The organism is Marinomonas sp. HM11-D (assembly GCF_057626615.1).
Genome location: NZ_JBMMKT010000020.1, coordinates 1 through 16,411 on the forward strand (window position 1 = coordinate 1; position 16,411 = coordinate 16,411).

Below are 16,411 nucleotides of genomic sequence, written 5' to 3' on the forward strand. Positions count from 1 at the left end.
ATCAGATCCCTGTACGTACAACAGCGTCCAATCACTGCATACTGTTGAGGGATCTGACCCCTAGTTATTGCTAGCTGGCTGCAATGAACCAAAGCTCTTCTTAACTGTTAATAACTCCTTTAGTTATCCCCATATAAAAAAGCCCAGCATACAAGGCTGGGCTGCTTACTAATGAAGGCTTCGCTAACGTCGGGCAATTACCCATACTGCGTGAACGATACCAGGAATATAACCCAGCAGAGTTAGTAGAATATTCAGCCAGAATGCACCGCCAATACCTACTTGTAGGAAGACCCCCAATGGTGGAAGTAAGATCGCGAATAAAATTCGAATTAAGTCCATATCGTTTCATCCTCGTTATTTATCAGTATTCACTATTACTTTGGCTGCCCTAACCAGTTTCGGCAAGCCTAGTTCGTGCTTTTACACACTAGCACGATATTTATTGCGTAATGATTAGAAGATAAGAAGTTGTCTTTACACTTATTTAAATTGTTTCAATAAAAGAAATAATGAACTGCATTTTAGGGTAATTACAATCTTATCAGTTATTCGCTAATCTACACTCAATAATTAACCAATAGGGATTCTTCCAGATGATCGATCAACGTACTGCTCCATACGCTCTATTACTACTTCGCCTTGCACTAGGTGGTTTATTCCTTATGCACTTTGGTTTGAAGTTCTTTGTCTTCACACCTGCTGGTACTGCGCAATTCTTTCAGTCTTTAGGGCTACCTGGCTTTTCTGCCTACCTAGGTATGGGGTGGGAATTGATTGGTGGTCTTGCTTTGATTCTAGGTGTTTACGCACGTTTCTTCGCAATCACTTTGATCCCAATTTTGATCGGTTCAATTGTAATGGTACACGGCGCTGCGGGCTTTTACTTTAACAACCCAAATGGCGGCTGGGAATTCCCAGCATTCTGGGCCGTCGCGTTACTAGTTTTGGCTCTAGCGGGTGACGGTAAGTTTGCACTAAAACCAACTCTACGTTCTTAATAGGAGGTTCGCGATGCTAGTAGAAGGTAAATGGACACAAGATTGGCAACCGGTTCAAGCTACTGATGAAAAAGGTGGTTTTGTACGCCAAATCTCAAGCTTTCGTGATTGGGTCGTTGCTCCAGAGCAAGCCACTCCTGATAGCAAATTTGTGGCGGAGAAAGACCGCTACCATTTGTATGCTGCTTTCATTTGCCCATGGGCATCGCGTACTCTGATGGCTCGCAAGCTGAAAGGGCTCGAAGAGGTCATCAGTGTGTCAGTGGTGGAGCCAGCATTAACCGATCAAGGTTGGCAATTTGGCACCTACCCAGGTGCTGACATCGACACTCTAAACGGTGTGCAATACATGCATGAGCTGTATACCAAAGCGGATCCGCAGTTTACTGGTCGTGCAACCGTGCCTGTGCTATGGGATAAGAAGACACAAACCATCGTTAGCAACGAATCGGCTGACATTGTGCGTATGCTGAATTCAGGCTTTGGCTCATTGGCTAACAAAGATTTTGATTTGTACCCAGAAGCCTTACAGGCTGATATTGAGATCCTCAATGACACCATTTATCCAAAGCTAAACAACGGTGTTTATCGTGCAGGTTTTGCCACGACACAGGTAAGCTATGAAGAAGCTTATCAGGATGTTTTTGAGATGCTAGACACGCTGGAAACGCGTATGTCCGATGGTCGAGACTACTTGCTAGGAAAAGCCTTCACAGAGGCGGATATTCGCTTATTTGTAACCCTGATTCGCTTTGATCCGGCTTACCACGGTATTTTTAAATGCAGTCACAAACAGCTACGAGAATACCCATACTTAGATGCGTATGTGAAGCGTGTGATTAACCTGCCAGGTATTCGTGAGACGGTGAATCTTGATCATATTAAGCGTGGTTATTACTCAGTAAAAGCGCTTAATCCTACACAAATTGTACCAGTAGGCCCTGATATGAGTCGCTACGGTCTATAGGCAAAAAGATTGTCATCGTGTTATGCAAGGCGAACCATAGGGTTCGCCTTTTTATGGACGGCGTTTTAAACCATGATTCGGCTTATATTGCGCTGGGGCATATCCGCGAATGATTTCTTCTGAACGAAGTGCTTTATGTTTTGTTGGACGGCCAGACACACGTGCGCGCCAGTTACGAAAGCTAGTAGGCTTTAGCGTTGAGCGCATAAGTTTGATGACGCTTGTCTCATTTAAGCCATATAAGTCTTCAATGGCTTCGAATGGGGTTCGGTCTTCCCATGCCATCTCGATGACTCTGGAGATCGAGGCATTGTCTAAATGTGCTGTTTCATTCATGGTTCAACTCCTAACACGTTATCACAGATACAAAAAAAGCCGCGGTGGATGCCGCGGCTTTTGCGTCTTTACTATACGTTAGCAAGCTGGAAATCGGTTCTAGTAGCCGTGATCTTTTTCACTAAGAAAGCCAACAGCACGCCATATATTGGGATAAATAACCCAAGACTGATGACTAGCTTGAAGCCATAATCTGCCCAAGCGATTTCTTGCCAGTGAGCGGCCATAAAAGCATCAGGGCTTTGGTAAAACGCAATGCCAAAGAAAGCCAGTGTATCTAAGCCATTACCCACGACCGTTGATGCGGCCGGTGCTATCCACCAGCTGCGCAGCTTTCGTAGACGATTAAACACATGTACGTCTAATATTTGACCTAAGGCGTATGCCATTAAGCTGGCAATGGCGATACGAGCGACGAACAGATTAAATTCACCTAAGGCTTGCAAGCCTTGAAAAGCGCCTTCATAGAACAGCACTGATAATAGATAAGACGCTAATAGCGAAGGAATCATCACTAAAAAAATGATCTTACGTGCCAGCGCCGCGCCAAAGATACGCACGGTTAAATCCGTTGCTAGGAAAATAAATGGGAAGGTGAAGGCGCCCCAAGTGGTATGAAAACCAAATAGCGTAAACGGGATTTGAACCAGATAGTTACTTGATGCGATGATCAAAAGATGGAAGGCGATTAAATAGCGCAAAGCCTTACCTTGTTGCGCAGGAGTAAACGAACTCATAGCGTTACCTTTTTAGTTGGTTTGGGGTGAGGGAACCCAAATGCTTCTGTGGTTGTTCAACCAGATGGTCAAACAAGGTCGCCGATTATACATTAACCAATTCAAGAGTCCATGCTACAACATGGCCTTCAAGGGAGATTACTATGAACCGATGCAAAATGATGGCCAGTGCTGTGCTGTTATTAAGCTCAACGCTACTGCAAGCCGGCTCGTTACATGTGGATAAAGCCATTGAACTGCTGGCGGTCGATGGCCAGGTGCTAAAGTCTCTCAATACCACGCCACGGGATCTCAAGTCCGGCGAGCATCAACTCGTGTTTCGCTATAAAAATCGTTTACAAGATGGTAGTGCGGAAGTGGAATTTAAAACACTGCCTTATCTGATGACGTTCTCAACCTTGGCTAATGATGAAGTGCAAGTCTTAGCGCCGGATTTATTTACCAAAAGCCAGGCGGAGCTGTACTTTCAAAATCTCAATGTCTGGCGTGTACAATTCAATAATGGTGCGATTAAAACCCTAAATTTCCAACCTCTATCTGAGCAAGTGGTACCCAAAGAAGCCATTCAGTCATTGCTTGACCAGTATAATGAAGCGGAGGGAAATGAGTTTGTGCGTAGCAAGTTAGAAGATCCGAAAAATAATGATCTATTGAAGTCGATTCAGCTGCTGTACTTACAAGCCAATCAAGAGCAACGTCAGGAAATCAAGGAGTGGATAATAAAGCAGTAGCTAAAATATAGGGAAAAGTAGCGAAATGTAACGAACTCACGGTCTTTTCACATTTCTTGAATTTATGCCCCTATTATCTATAAGGGAATTAAATATAATGCCGTTTTTTAGGTTTGAATGGCTAGGTTGCAAGGATGTTACGACTGCTGCAAGAACATACTCGACTGATTGTGCAGTCTTTGATAGTGGCGATAATCTGCGCCCTACTGGCGCTGTGGATCGCTCATGTCACCTTGCAAAAGGGTCAGCTTGACGAGCTGAAAAGCTATTCCCGTTATGCGTTAAAGTATGCCAGCGACGTCACTCAAGACCTGAAGCAAAGCATTGCGGAGGCGCAGCGCTCTCCCTACGAACTTTGCACCTCTGATGATATTGAGTGGCTACGAGAAGTTCTTTGGAACCATAAATATCTAAAAGATATTGGGCGCATAGTCGATGGCTCGATTGTTTGTACCGCAGAACGAGGCGTCTTGTATTACCCGATTGGTTTACCTGAAGCGGATAAGCTTTTAAGTAGTGGAGTGAAGTTTTGGCATAACTCTGCGCAGATCGTTGGTACTATTTTTGAGTCAGACATTGCCCAAGATGGAAATGTCATGACCATTACCTCACCGTTTGCATTTGATGCCATGCGCGAGCCTAGTCAGAATATTTCCGCTATCGTGGTCAATCAAAATGCGACCTATGTGTTTCGTTCCTATGGTCAATATGCGGACCAGCTCAAGCAGCAATTAGGTCATCTACAGACTTGGCTTCCGAGCTACCCCTCGACCACTTTACATTACTATGATTGCTCCGATGTTGGTCTGTGTGTTCTCGCTGAAGATCGGGCTTCGGGCATTTTTGGTCTTACTTGGATCAGTGCCAGCATGATTGGCTTATTGGGTAGTTTCGGCGGCTTAGGGATCAGCTCTCTGGTTTATAAGACCCATCGTCGTCGTCACTCGATGGCGTATCACTTGAAAAAATCGCTGCAAAACAAAGAGCTTAATGTTGTCTTCCAACCTAAAATTTGTCTCGTAAATGGGCGTCCTGTTGGCGCTGAGGCATTAGTGCGTTGGAACAGCCCCTACTTTGGTATGGTATCCCCAGAAATTTTTATCGCTGTGGCAGAACAGAAAGGACTGATTCGTCAAGTCACTCATTTAGTGATCGATAAAAGTCTTTGTAAAATGCGCGGAGTATTGCGTTCTTACCCTGATTTTAAACTGAGTATTAATCTGTCGATTCAAGATCTGATGGATCCGGACTTATTGCCGTTTATCATCCAAACGGCGGAGCAGCTGGATATTCGTCTAGAGCAATTGGTCTTTGAAATCACAGAGCGTTCTGCCGGGGACGAAGATCGATTGGCTCAAGTGGTGCGCCAGTATGTGGCCGCAGGGGTGAGCATTTCCTTAGATGACTTTGGTACGGGCTACTCCAACCTTGCATGGCTTGGCCATTTAAATGCCAGTGAAATCAAAGTAGATAAATCTTTTACTCAGTCGATTGGTACCGGTTCGATTAACCAAACCATGCTGGATGCGATCTTTGGTCTGCTTCAAGGGCTAGGGGTGGTGTGCGTGTTTGAAGGGGTAGAAACCCAAGAGCAAGCGGACTACATCTATCAAGCTTGTCCCGAAGCGCTGGTGCAAGGTTGGCTCTATGCTAAGCCGATGATTATTGCTCAGCTCGAATCCTATCTTGCGTTAAAGGTCTAACCATTAAGCGAGAGGGTCAAGCGCCAGCTTGATCTGTTGGCTGGCAACCTGTGAGCGTCCTTTAGACTTAGCTTCATACAACGATTGGTCCGCAGTCGAGATCAACTTTTCAATTGGGTAAGTCTGACTCGCGTGGTCTAATGTGGCCAGCCCCACGCTGATGGTAATATGGTGCTTCGGCGTATAGCCATGGGCGATATTGGCGTTTTCAATTGTCTCAAGTAGCTGATTTGCTAATGATTGCGCCTGGGTAAAGCTAATACCTGGTACCGCGACAATAAACTCCTCACCACCATAGCGCGCTAACATACCGGTATATTGCTGCGCTACGCTACGTAATAACTGCGCCACATGGCGAAGACATTCGTCTCCTGCTTGATGGCCGTAGTGGTCGTTGTAAGACTTAAACCAATCAATATCAATCATCAAAATGCTGAGTCCGCGATCTTGCTGAACGAGTTTTTGATAGGCGGGATGCAACCAGTCGAAGAACGAGCGACGATTAGGGATTTGTGTTAAATCATCGGTATTGCTTTGCATATGTAGTGAGATATTCAACTCGCGTAGCTTCTCATTGGCCGCTTCGGCCGCTTGACGAGCACTTTGGATCTGATCACGTGCCAAGTCATTAGCGCTGACAAACTGGGCAAAGGTCCTGCCGATTACGGTAATTTCATCATGACCATCTTGTGGGATGGGAGCTGGTAGGCCAGTGGCATGTTGTTGCATCACGTGGCTAAGACGATTCATACGGCGCATAATGTAGTGATGAATAAACCAATAGGTCAGGCCAATCAACGCTAGGAAAGCGGCGCTAAAGGCGGCGATTTGTAGCGTCACACGGTCAATGAGTTGGCTGTGTTGTTCGGCTGCGTTTTCTGCTCGTTGCTTTACTAAAAGATAAAAGTCATAGCAAACACTACTGATACGTTGCGCGAATAGGCGAGTTTTACGCATCGCAGAAAGCGTTTCTAAGCGTGACCGATCTAGTTGGTCTTTAAGTAGTAGTGTGTCACTGACATTTTCTAAAAGCTTCTCGCGGGCCTGTTGTTGAATCTGCGTTAAGCCATCAAGCTTCTCCATCATACTACGAACTTCTTCCAGTTGTGCTTTACGACGGGCTAGTAGCCCAGGGCTTTGAGCACCCTGCATGGCCAAGGTACTGCGTGCTAGGTTGATCACTAGGGTGCTGAATAGACCATTATCGGCCGACACATCAAAATTGATATAGGGCGCTATCCATTGTTGGCGCTCTCTATCTAAACGATTCATACGTAGCTGCAGACGCTGCTGATCTTCGATGAGGCTATAGAACAGCGTTAACTGATCAAAGTAGGGTTGTGTCAGCCGATCTATTTCAGCCAGCACGGCGACTTCTTCGGGCGCTTTGGCGGTGAGTTTGCTACGGGCAACGGTGAAGGTACGTGTAATATCAGTTTGTAGAATATTCGCATCGATATTGCTAAGCCGCTGGGTGACGCTTTGCTCCATCGCTTGGGTAGCGATCAACTCAGCGTCTCGCGACAGCTCGGCGGCCAGCATTGAGCGATCATAGTAGGTTTGAGTGACCGTTTTAAACTGTGCCGATTGCTGTTGCAGGGTCCAAATGCCATAGCCACTGGAGACGAGGAAAAACAGAATAATGCCAAGCAAAATAATATTTAAACGGACGCCGAGCTTACGAAAGCGAGGGACGGAAAATAGGTTAGGCGTACTCATAAAGCGTCTTACTTAAACGGCGGCGCAAACAGTACACCGCCATCGCGCCATAGGGCATTAAGGCCACGTTCTTGGCCGATCGGAGTATCTGGGCCGAAATGACGATTATAAATCTCAGCATAGTTACCCACTGATTTAATCACTCGATAGGCCCAGTCTGGATCCAAACCAAGCTGCTGACCAATGTCGCCGCTGCTCCCTAATAAGTTCTGCGTTTCGACGTTGTGGCTGTTCTGCTTCACTTGATCAATATTGGCTTGAGTGATGCCTTTTTCTTCGGCAAGGATCGTTGCATGGACTACTGAACGAACGATACGTTGCCACTGAGCATCGTCGTTGCGCACGGTTGGACCAATCGGCTCACGGGATAAGGTGTCAGGCAAAACAAAGTAATCGTCACGATTGTCGACGCGGTTAGCAAGGTTAGTGGCTAGGTTCATACGATCGGCGCTGTAAGCATCGCAGACACTGCCACGGAAAAACTGATCGCCGTTAGCGTAAACCACCTTAGTATCAAAGCCTTGAGCGGCGATGTACTCTTCTAAGTTCTGTTGTGTGGTAGTGTTGCCAGTCACACAGACTGTCTTATCGTGAAGGTCTGTGAGGGTATGAATATTGGAGCTTTTACGTACCACAAAGCCTTGGCCATCAAACAGGTACAGAGCAGGAAAACTAACTTGGTAGGCGTTTTCACGTCCTAATGTCCAAGTCGAGCTGTACATCACCACGTCGGTACTCTTATCCACCAACGAGGTGAAGCGAGAGGTTGGGCCGACTTCGACAAAGTTCACATACTCTGGATTGTTAAGCACGGCTGCGGCGACACCACGGCAAAACTCCACATAAAAGCCCTGCCATTTTCCGTTACTGTCTAATGCACTTCGACCTGGGTCATCAGGATAGACGCCGCAGTTTACATCACCGCGTTGCTGGATGTCTGATAGGGTATTGGCGTGTGTCGAAAGGCTTGTGGCGCTGAGCAATGTGGCCAGTGACAAGCTGTACAGTAAAGGAAGCGCTTTCATATACCGTCCTAGCGAAGCAACTACTTGATTCGATGTTATATCTATTACTTATGACTAACAATATAGAGAAATTTGTAGACGGATACCATCGCCAAGACAGGGCTATATGATAAAAACTTGATACAACCAACTATGACGCACACATCATAGTTGGCTGAGTAGAAATGTATTGGAAGGGCTGGCTTAATGCACAAGGTTTGCGGTTAAGACAAAGGCGTCCATATAACCAAGTTCACCATCAATCGGTTTGATGGGTGAGGCATAATGGTAGAAACGACGGTCGTTCAACACCACGAACTCACCATTATTGAGTGGGTGCTTCATCATCGCTTTAGCATCTTCCTCTAAGTGAATACTGACATCACCACCGCTAATGTTATGGCGCTGGATCACATAGATACCAATGCGGTCAAAACCGTCTTGGTGTACCCCTTCTGGCGCAACGTCTACTTGATGATGGTCAGCAAAAATACGCATCTGGTGCACCTCAATGGTACTGCCATCAGCGATGTCGGCCATTTTTTGAAAGTGCTCGAACAGCTCAAGAAAAGCGGGATCGGCAACGGTTTGATCTTCAATTTCGGGGTAGATACGTTCGACGTTACCTTGGAAGTGATTAATGCTCGCGTCTTGTACAAAGGCTTTTGTCGGTAGACGTTTTAAAGCGTCATTACGAAAGATAAAACGCGAATAACGGCGTAAACGATACGAGCCGTCGGCATAAGGGTTGTCTGGTAAGTTATCGAATGATGGTGCCAGATGGCTGACACTGTCTGGTGGCAATTGCCCAATTTCTAGACGAAATGCCTCTTGAGCAGATTTGGTCGTCAACATGGTAATATCCTCCCCGACGTTGGCAGATCATGCGCAACGCACTTATTTTTTGTGAGTAGGTAAACTCATTGTTAAGTGTAGACGTCTTTAAAAAATGCGGAAAGTTGAGTGCTGGCGAGTGAGTTGAGTTGGCGCTGAGTGCGCCAACTCTGTAGTTTATTTGGCGGTGATAACCGTCATAACTAATTTACCATCTACACGAATTGGACCATCTTCTTTAGCGCCTAACGTGTATTCAAATATGCCTGTTTTCATGCCTCCATCTTCGCCATGCAGCATTAACATCAACATGTCACCGGAAGCGACCGGTTCTTGCAAGATAGCGCTGACATTGCTGTTGGTGCCCTTGATTACAGGGGCATAGCCCACCACTGGGCCGGGTTTCATATTACTGTCGGTGCGGTGCACCACAAGCCAACCATTTGCTTCCGATTTGATCATGCTGGCAGTTACGTAGCCATTGGAAACATCTTGATCCATTCCTTTGACAGCGACTTCGTGATGACCCGCGGAGGCTAAACCGGCTCCCGTAAGAGCCAAACCTAGAGAAAAAACTTTCAGTGTTTTAAGCGTTGTAGCGTTCATAGATACCTTCCTGTAATGGGGTGATGGTGTGTCAGACACTAACGAACAACCTGTCAGTATTATCTAATACGCAGCAATTGCAGGAATGATTCACTTTAAATGAAAAATTAATCATCTTTTTTATGAACGAGGCTATTGAGGCACAATTCTAGGAACTCTTCGGCTGGGATGGGTTTGCTGTACAAGTAGCCTTGTAGTTGGTCACAACCGATTTCTCGTAGGATTCGCTCTTGAACCGCTTGTTCAACACCTTCTGCAACCAGTGCCATCCCCAGCTGCTTGGCGAGGGTAGTCACCGCTTTAATAATGGCCAGATCGTAATTTTCATGATCTTCCTGTAGATGGGAGACAAAAGAGCGATCAATCTTCAAGGTATCCAGCGGCAAGTTACGCAGATAGCTTAAGGATGAGTAGCCGGTACCAAAGTCATCCAAGGCCACTTTAATACCCATTGAGCGGATGTAGTTGATGATATCGGTGGAGTTCTCAATGTCGGCGAGCAACTGGCTTTCGGTCAGCTCTAGCTCAATTAAGTGTGGCGAAATGTGTGTTTTATCGATGGTTAGCATGAGACGGTCTAGCCAACCAGGATCAGACAGTTGAATGGCAGAGACGTTGATCGCCACCGGCAAATCAATCAAACCAATGTCATTAAGGCTTTTTGCGTATAAACAAGCGTTCTCAAAGATCCAATCCCCTAACGGTAAGATGGCGCCATTCTCTTCAGCGATTGGAATAAATTCCACTGGCGAGAGCATGCCCAAGGTTGGGTGATTCCAACGCACCAGTGCTTCATAACCACAGACACGCCGCGACATGCCGCCAATCTTAGGTTGGTAATACAGCTCAAACTGCTGTTCTTCAACGGCTTGTAATAGACTTTGCTGAATCAGTTTACGGCGCTCAATTTGCTCTTGTATAGATTGGGTGAAAATCATTGAGCGATCACCGCCGGTTTGTTTGGCGATATACATGGCGGACTCAGCGTGAGAGATGAGTTCATCGTCGTCTCGGGCATCCACATTTAACTGTGCCATGCCGATGCTGCAGCTGATTTTAATAATGTGGCCGCGAATCTTATAAGGCTCATTGAGCGCGTTGGACAGACGTTCTAGTAGCAGGTCAAGGTCAACCTGCTCTTTGGCATCAAAGCGAAATGCCATTAAAAATTCATCGCCACTAAAACGGCCAATCAAGTGTTCTTGGTCTCGCTGGATCGGGTGTAACAGCTCATTATTGATCTCATGCCACAGGCCACGAATACGATCAGCAAACATGGCCAACAGGTCATCGCCTACGACATAGCCATAGCGCTCATTGACCTCCTTAAAGCGGTCAATATCCAAATACAGCTGCACTAACTGATCTTGTTCTGACACGGTACGCAGGATGCGAGTCAGGAACTCACGATAACAATGACGGTTATAGAGTTCGGTTAAGGGATCAATGTTGGCGAGGCGTTCTTTCTCATGGAAACTGGGGGTGCTGCTACTGGTCTCATGAAATACGCCCACATAGTGAGTGATTTCATTGTCTTCGTTATGAATGGCCTGGATTTTCAACCATTTAGGATAGACCTCATTATTTTTACGGCGGTCCCAAATCTCTCCTTCCCAAACCCCTTGAGTCTTCAGTGCCTGCCACATGGATTCATAGAACACCTTGCTATGGTGGCCTGATTTGATCTTGGCGGGAGGCTGCCCAATGAGCTCATCTGCGCGATATCCGGAGACGTCTTGGTAGGCTTGGTTCACTTGCTGAATAATGCCCTGAGCATCGGTCACAACAACGGCATCACGAAACAGGTTCATGATAGCAGGGGAGAACGGGACATTGGTTAACAGGGCTTCCATGAACACCTACTCAAAATATAAGGATGTTTAAGACTATAGAAACCAGATTAGAGAAAATTGATGTAGCGCAAGCTTGCACCGGATGTGAACAAAAATTCACAAGCGCAGAGCTGGGCTCTGCGCTTGTGTCAGTGGTTAGCTTAGGGCACTAGGTAGCCACAAAGCGATGTCTGGGAAGATGCACAGTAGCAAGGCTGCGACACACATTAAGACAAAGAATGGGAACGAGGCTTTGGCCACGCGGCCAATTTTCTCTCCGGTTAAGCCCTGCAACACAAACAGGTTAAAGCCCACAGGAGGCGTAATTTGTCCAAGCTCCACCATGATCACCAAAAACACGCCGAACCAAAGCGGATCGAAGCCTGCTTGAATGACAATCGGCAGCGTAATCGGCAAACTCATCACTGTGATCGAAATACCGTCTAGAAATAATCCCAACACGATATAAAACAAAGCCAATGCCAGCAGCAGCCAAGCAGGCGATAAATCCAAACTGGCAATATAGGTGGCCAGTTCCGCTGGCAGGTGCAGGTAACCCATGGCGGTGGACAGCAAGGCCGCGGTGATCAGGATACTACATACCATAGTGGAGCTAAGCAGGGTACCGACCAAGGCTTCGCGGAAAATCTCGATGTTGAGTTGACGCTCCACCAGCAGTAGCACCAATGTCGCTAGCACGCCGACAGCTGCGGCTTCCGACGGTGTGGCGATCCCCGTATAGATGGCGCCCATCACTATGGTGATCAGCAAGATCACTGGGAACAGTAGTCCCAAACTCTGTAGTTTGGTGACGGTACTGCCGGTTTCCTTTGGCGCAATGCTTGGATTCATTAAAGCGCGGGTCATCAAATAGCCGGTATACAGCGCCGCCACCAAAATACCTGGCAGAACGCCCGACATAAATAGCTTGGTGATCGACACCTCTGCTTGTACACCATAGACAATCATGACGATAGAAGGCGGGATCAATAGGCCCAAACTGCCAGCACCGGCTAGGGAGCCGATTGACAAATCGCGGTCATAGCCACGCACTTTGAGCTCATTGGTAGTGATCTTACCTACGGTCGCCGTGGTAGCCGCACTGGAGCCACTGACCGCCGCAAACATGGCACAGCCAAACACATTAGTATGCAGAATGCCGCCTGGAATATGGCGCGTCCAAGGCTCTAAACCACGGAATAAGCGATCCGATATATTAGAGCGGAAGATCAGTTCCCCCATCAGGATAAACAGTGGAATAGCGGCCAACTCCCAGGAGTTACCTGCACGGAAGATAATACGGCTAAGGATGGCGCCCGCACGATCTATGCTGACATCGCCAATCATAATCAGTGACAGCAAGGCAACAATTGCTAGGCCAGAAAACACCCAGACGCCCATGCCCAGCACGACTAAGATCAAGGCAATCACGCCCACGGCGGATAATACAATTTCCATAGTAGGCGTCCCTTAATGTTCTTGAGTATGCCCAGCGGCAGACTGGATTTCAGGGGATTTTTGGCGGAACAACAAAACCAAGGCATGGGTGAACAGGGTAAAACACAGCAGCCCCAGCCCCACTAGCACCAACCCCTGAGGAATCCACAGCGGTGTTTCCATAATCGATTGGCTGGTCGTACCCCGATTAAAACTGCGCACTACGTTGGATTGCCAGTAGCTGTAAATCCAGGCAAACATGGCTAACGACACGAGCGTAGCAAACAAGTCAAACAACCAGCGTTTGCTCTCTGGCACGCGCTCAATGATCAAGCCAACACGAATCAGACTACCGCGCTCAAGGCTGTAACCGAGGCCAAGGAAGGTTAAGGTAGCCACGGCGTAGCCGACGAATTCGTCTAACACATAGGTGGAGGTGCCAAATAGACGCAGCACAATCTCCAGCAAAATATGCCCAAGAATGTAGACGATGAGTAACATGGCAATGCCTCCCGACACCTTATTCAGGAATCGGGAGCAGCCTAACAGCAGGTTTAATAGCATTTATTTCTCTTTGTTGAATTCCGCAAGGATCGCTTCACCGCGTTCACCGGCATCTTCTAACCACTCTTTCAGAGCCGGTTGCGCTGACTCTTGTAAGTGCTTCATAAATGGCGCAGGCAGATCATCATGGATAGCAACAGAATGCTCCGCGAGCTCTTTGTAGTTACCCTGTACGCGCATGCGCACCGTTTGCCAGTTGTGTTCATCGGTTAGTTTAGCGGCTTCCATGACAGCGGCACGCTCGTCATCGGTTAGGCTTTCAAACTCGTCACGGTTCATGTGCACCATGTTCAACGGAATCGCGTATTGGATCGCACTGTAGTTATCTAGGTGCTCCCAGAAACTACCGCTCGCGCCCGCATCGGCAGAGGTTAGCACCGCTTCGATACCGCCGGTGGATAATTGTGGTACCACGTCAGCCCACGATAGGTTAACTGGTGCTGCGCCTGCTTCACGTAGCGTCAAGGTGCCGTTTTTGTCGTAAGAACGGATTTTCAAACCTTTCAGTGACTCAGCTGAGTCGACTTTTTCTTTTGACCAAATACCACTGGCTGGCCAAGGTGAGGCATACAGTAGGATTTGATCGTTATCTTCAAAAATCTCCGCGTAGTAAGGCTTAGCGATTTTGTAAAGCAATTCGGCTTGGTCTTCACCTTCTACTAGGAAGGGGAGAGACGACAGAAGAAAGATCGGATCGATGCCCGCCATCGAACCGGCTAGGGTGTCCGCGATTTGTACCGCGTTATCCGCCACGGCATAAAAGTGGTCTGCGGACTTGTAACCCAGTGCACCACCAGAGTGCAGTGTGATATTCACTTCACCATTACTTAGCTCCTTTACCTTTTCGATAAAGAATTGGTCGCCTTGGGCGTGAATGGAGTTGGTGTTGTATTCGTTCGAGAAATCAAACTGTGCTGCCAAGGCAAACGAGGCGTTAGATGCGATCAGTGCAGAGGCTAATAAACCAGTTACGCGCATAATTCTTCTGTCCCTTTTCCGTGAATGTAGATTTACTATAAGGAGTCTAAAATTGAATCGCTAGTGTTAATGGCGAAGAGTGTCGCATTCATAACCAGCAATACTGTGCTAATTTTCTACGCAATTTCTGGACCAAACAGACTGATTCAAGCTGAAAAAGTCGCTTAAATGGCCAGTGTTCGCAGGAAAAGAAAAGTGCGATAAAGTGAAACTGAGCACAGCAAACTAGGAGGGTGTATGGCAGATTTTATTGTATTGGGCGCGGGTATGGTGGGTGTCTCCAGTGCGCTGGCGTTGCAGCAGAATGGCCATTCTGTGGTGCTGGTAGATCGCAAACAACCAGGGTTAGAAACCAGTTTTGGTAATGCCGGTATTATTCAAACGGAAGCGGCTGAGCCCTACGCCTTGCCTCAGGATCTGACAACCTTGTGGCGCTATGCCATCGGCAGCAGTAATGATGTGGTTTGGAAAACCTTGCCAACATTGAAAATGGCGCCGGCATTGTGGCGCTACTTTCGCAACTCGTCTGTGGCAAAACATCATGCGATATCAGAGACCTACTCCAAGCTGGCAGCCAAGGCCACAGCCGATCATACGCCGTTAATTGAAGCCGCTGGCGCAGAGCATCTGATCCTGCGTCAAGGTCTAAGCATGCTTTATCGCGATGAGCAAAGCTTTACTCAAGACAGTCTGCGTGCCGAGCGTTTAGAGCGTGAATACGGTGTCACCTCACGCATTATGGATGGGGTAACTTACCAAGCCGAAGAGCCGGCACTGAAACACGCCCCAGTCGGTGCCATTCATTGGTTACAAAGTTGGAGCTGTCGTGATCCCGGTGGACTGACTCAAGCTTACGCCGATTTATTTGTAAAACGTGGTGGAACGCTAGTGTCAGGCGACGCCAACAGTTTAACTGAAACCACCACTGGCTGGGCTGTTCACAGCGAAGCGGATGTCATCAGCGCGGAACAGGTAGTAGTGGCGCTGGGGCCGTGGAGCCCTGAACTGCTCAAACACTTTGGTTACCAGATTCCGATGGTTTACAAACGGGGTTACCACGGTCACTACAAAGAAACCACGCCACTTAATCGTCCGTTCCTCGATGTTGCCAACGGCGTCCTTGCCGCACCTATGTCGCGTGGGATTCGTGTGACGACGGGAGCGGCCTTGGTTGATTTAGACGATCCAGCACAGCCAACTCAACTTGAACGTGGCGTCAAAGCGCTGCGCACATTATTGGACATGGGCGATCGTGTACGTGAATCCCAATGGTACGGCACGCGCCCTTGCATGCCGGATATGCTACCAGTGGTGGGGCGGGCTCCGAAACATGAGCGCATGTGGCTCCACTTTGGTCATGGTCATCAAGGCTTTACCCAAGGGCCGACCACGGCGCAAATCCTCATGGCTGAAATTACGGGCGAGCATGACAAAGTGTGGAATGCACTCTTGCCCACTGGTCGCTTCTAAGCGCGCTTTTGCAGGGATTGGTCAGTTTTGCTGTCTGTTTTTTGCTAACTTGTAAACAAATAGAAGATTAGAGATCAAAGCTTTAAAAGTGTGTCTCGTGCCGCTAGTTTAAATACTGAATTAACGCAAAGGAGGTACACCAGATGGCGACAGCAAACAGCACTACTCAAGAGAAAAATGGAACTCAAGCAAAGAACAATGCTCAAGCAAAAGCGCATCAGGCGGTAGATAAAGCGGCAGAAACGGCTCATAAAGGCGTCGATGGCGCAGCCTCTGCCGCAGAACAGGGACAGGAGCGAGTTGAAGCCATGGCGCAGCAGATCAGTGCTCAAGCACATCAGATTGCGGATACGGCGCGCGAGCAGTCGGAGAAAGTCAGTAATGCCGTCGGTGCTTACGCCAAGGAAAACCCACTGAAAACCGTCGGTTTTGCCTTTCTCGCCGGAGCGGTGGCCGCGAGTCTGCTGTGCAAGCGTAAGTAATTCTCAGTCG

The 16,411-nt window shown here is 47.7% G+C and carries 17 protein-coding genes; 6 read left to right on the forward strand and 11 right to left on the reverse strand.

Annotation, left to right across the window (positions count from 1 at the left end):
* Nucleotides 1-183 precede the first annotated feature (183 nt).
* Entirely contained in the window at nt 184-342 is a 159-nt protein-coding gene (locus ACOSVP_RS17540) for a YqaE/Pmp3 family membrane protein (RefSeq protein WP_072242132.1), read from the reverse strand.
* Between the two features lie 254 nt (nt 343-596).
* Here ACOSVP_RS17540 and ACOSVP_RS17545 point away from each other — a divergent pair, with 254 nt between their 5' ends.
* Both ACOSVP_RS17545 and ACOSVP_RS17550 read left to right on the forward strand, forming a co-directional pair.
* Nucleotides 597-1,001, forward strand: coding sequence for a DoxX family protein (locus ACOSVP_RS17545; RefSeq protein WP_487348776.1), 405 nt, complete (start codon nt 597-599; stop codon nt 999-1,001).
* A 13-nt stretch (nt 1,002-1,014) separates the two neighbouring features.
* The gene (locus tag ACOSVP_RS17550; protein ID WP_487348777.1) at nt 1,015-1,968 is read left to right on the forward strand and encodes a glutathione S-transferase family protein; all 954 of its coding nucleotides are present in this window, start codon (nt 1,015-1,017) and stop codon (nt 1,966-1,968) included.
* A gap of 51 nt (nt 1,969-2,019) precedes the next feature.
* Here the strand turns inward: ACOSVP_RS17550 and ACOSVP_RS17555 are convergent, their stop codons facing one another.
* Both ACOSVP_RS17555 and ACOSVP_RS17560 read right to left on the reverse strand, forming a co-directional pair.
* Nucleotides 2,020-2,304 (reverse strand): TIGR03643 family protein, encoded by a 285-nt coding sequence (locus tag ACOSVP_RS17555; protein WP_487348778.1) that lies wholly within the window; start codon nt 2,302-2,304, stop codon nt 2,020-2,022.
* Between the two features lie 71 nt (nt 2,305-2,375).
* Nucleotides 2,376-3,041 carry a 7-cyano-7-deazaguanine/7-aminomethyl-7-deazaguanine transporter gene (locus tag ACOSVP_RS17560; protein WP_487348779.1) on the reverse strand — a complete coding sequence of 222 codons (666 nt, stop codon included), beginning with the start codon at nt 3,039-3,041 and terminating at the stop codon, nt 2,376-2,378.
* Nucleotides 3,042-3,184: 143 nt separating this feature from the next.
* Here ACOSVP_RS17560 and ACOSVP_RS17565 point away from each other — a divergent pair, with 143 nt between their 5' ends.
* Nucleotides 3,185-3,772: a DUF2057 family protein gene (locus tag ACOSVP_RS17565; protein WP_487348780.1), complete on the forward strand. Its 588-nt coding sequence runs from the start codon at nt 3,185-3,187 to the stop codon at nt 3,770-3,772.
* A 134-nt stretch (nt 3,773-3,906) separates the two neighbouring features.
* Nucleotides 3,907-5,475, forward strand: a complete 1,569-nt coding sequence (locus ACOSVP_RS17570) for an EAL domain-containing protein (RefSeq protein ID WP_487348781.1) — start codon at nt 3,907-3,909, stop codon at nt 5,473-5,475.
* Nucleotides 5,476-5,478: 3 nt separating this feature from the next.
* On the opposite strand, the gene ACOSVP_RS17575 is transcribed toward ACOSVP_RS17570, so the two are convergent.
* From ACOSVP_RS17575 to ACOSVP_RS17610, 8 genes are all read right to left on the reverse strand, one after another.
* Complete coding sequence (locus ACOSVP_RS17575; protein WP_487348782.1) at nt 5,479-7,194, reverse strand: GGDEF domain-containing protein; 1,716 nt, start codon at nt 7,192-7,194, stop codon at nt 5,479-5,481.
* An 8-nt stretch (nt 7,195-7,202) separates the two neighbouring features.
* Nucleotides 7,203-8,219 carry an amino acid ABC transporter substrate-binding protein gene (locus ACOSVP_RS17580; protein WP_487348783.1) on the reverse strand — a complete coding sequence of 339 codons (1,017 nt, stop codon included), beginning with the start codon at nt 8,217-8,219 and terminating at the stop codon, nt 7,203-7,205.
* Nucleotides 8,220-8,402: 183 nt separating this feature from the next.
* Complete coding sequence (locus tag ACOSVP_RS17585) at nt 8,403-9,053, reverse strand: 2OG-Fe dioxygenase family protein (protein ID WP_487348784.1); 651 nt, start codon at nt 9,051-9,053, stop codon at nt 8,403-8,405.
* A 156-nt stretch (nt 9,054-9,209) separates the two neighbouring features.
* Nucleotides 9,210-9,638 carry a DUF7282 domain-containing protein gene (locus ACOSVP_RS17590; protein WP_487348785.1) on the reverse strand — a complete coding sequence of 143 codons (429 nt, stop codon included), beginning with the start codon at nt 9,636-9,638 and terminating at the stop codon, nt 9,210-9,212.
* Nucleotides 9,639-9,745: 107 nt separating this feature from the next.
* Nucleotides 9,746-11,491 (reverse strand): putative bifunctional diguanylate cyclase/phosphodiesterase, encoded by a 1,746-nt coding sequence (locus ACOSVP_RS17595; protein WP_487348786.1) that lies wholly within the window; start codon nt 11,489-11,491, stop codon nt 9,746-9,748.
* A gap of 135 nt (nt 11,492-11,626) precedes the next feature.
* Entirely contained in the window at nt 11,627-12,928 is a 1,302-nt protein-coding gene (locus ACOSVP_RS17600; RefSeq protein ID WP_487348787.1) for a TRAP transporter large permease, read from the reverse strand.
* 12 nt (nt 12,929-12,940) lie between these two features.
* Complete coding sequence (locus ACOSVP_RS17605; protein ID WP_487348788.1) at nt 12,941-13,471, reverse strand: TRAP transporter small permease subunit; 531 nt, start codon at nt 13,469-13,471, stop codon at nt 12,941-12,943.
* Nucleotides 13,472-14,449: a TRAP transporter substrate-binding protein gene (locus tag ACOSVP_RS17610; protein WP_487348789.1), complete on the reverse strand. Its 978-nt coding sequence runs from the start codon at nt 14,447-14,449 to the stop codon at nt 13,472-13,474. It abuts the gene before it with no gap.
* Between the two features lie 237 nt (nt 14,450-14,686).
* On the opposite strand from ACOSVP_RS17610, the gene ACOSVP_RS17615 reads away from it, so the two are divergent.
* Together ACOSVP_RS17615 and ACOSVP_RS17620 are read left to right on the forward strand one after the other, a co-directional pair.
* Nucleotides 14,687-15,919 (forward strand): NAD(P)/FAD-dependent oxidoreductase, encoded by a 1,233-nt coding sequence (locus tag ACOSVP_RS17615; protein WP_487348790.1) that lies wholly within the window; start codon nt 14,687-14,689, stop codon nt 15,917-15,919.
* 143 nt (nt 15,920-16,062) lie between these two features.
* On the forward strand, nt 16,063-16,401 hold the full coding sequence (locus tag ACOSVP_RS17620; protein WP_487348791.1) for a hypothetical protein: 339 nt from the start codon (nt 16,063-16,065) through the stop codon (nt 16,399-16,401).
* Nucleotides 16,402-16,411 lie beyond the last annotated feature (10 nt).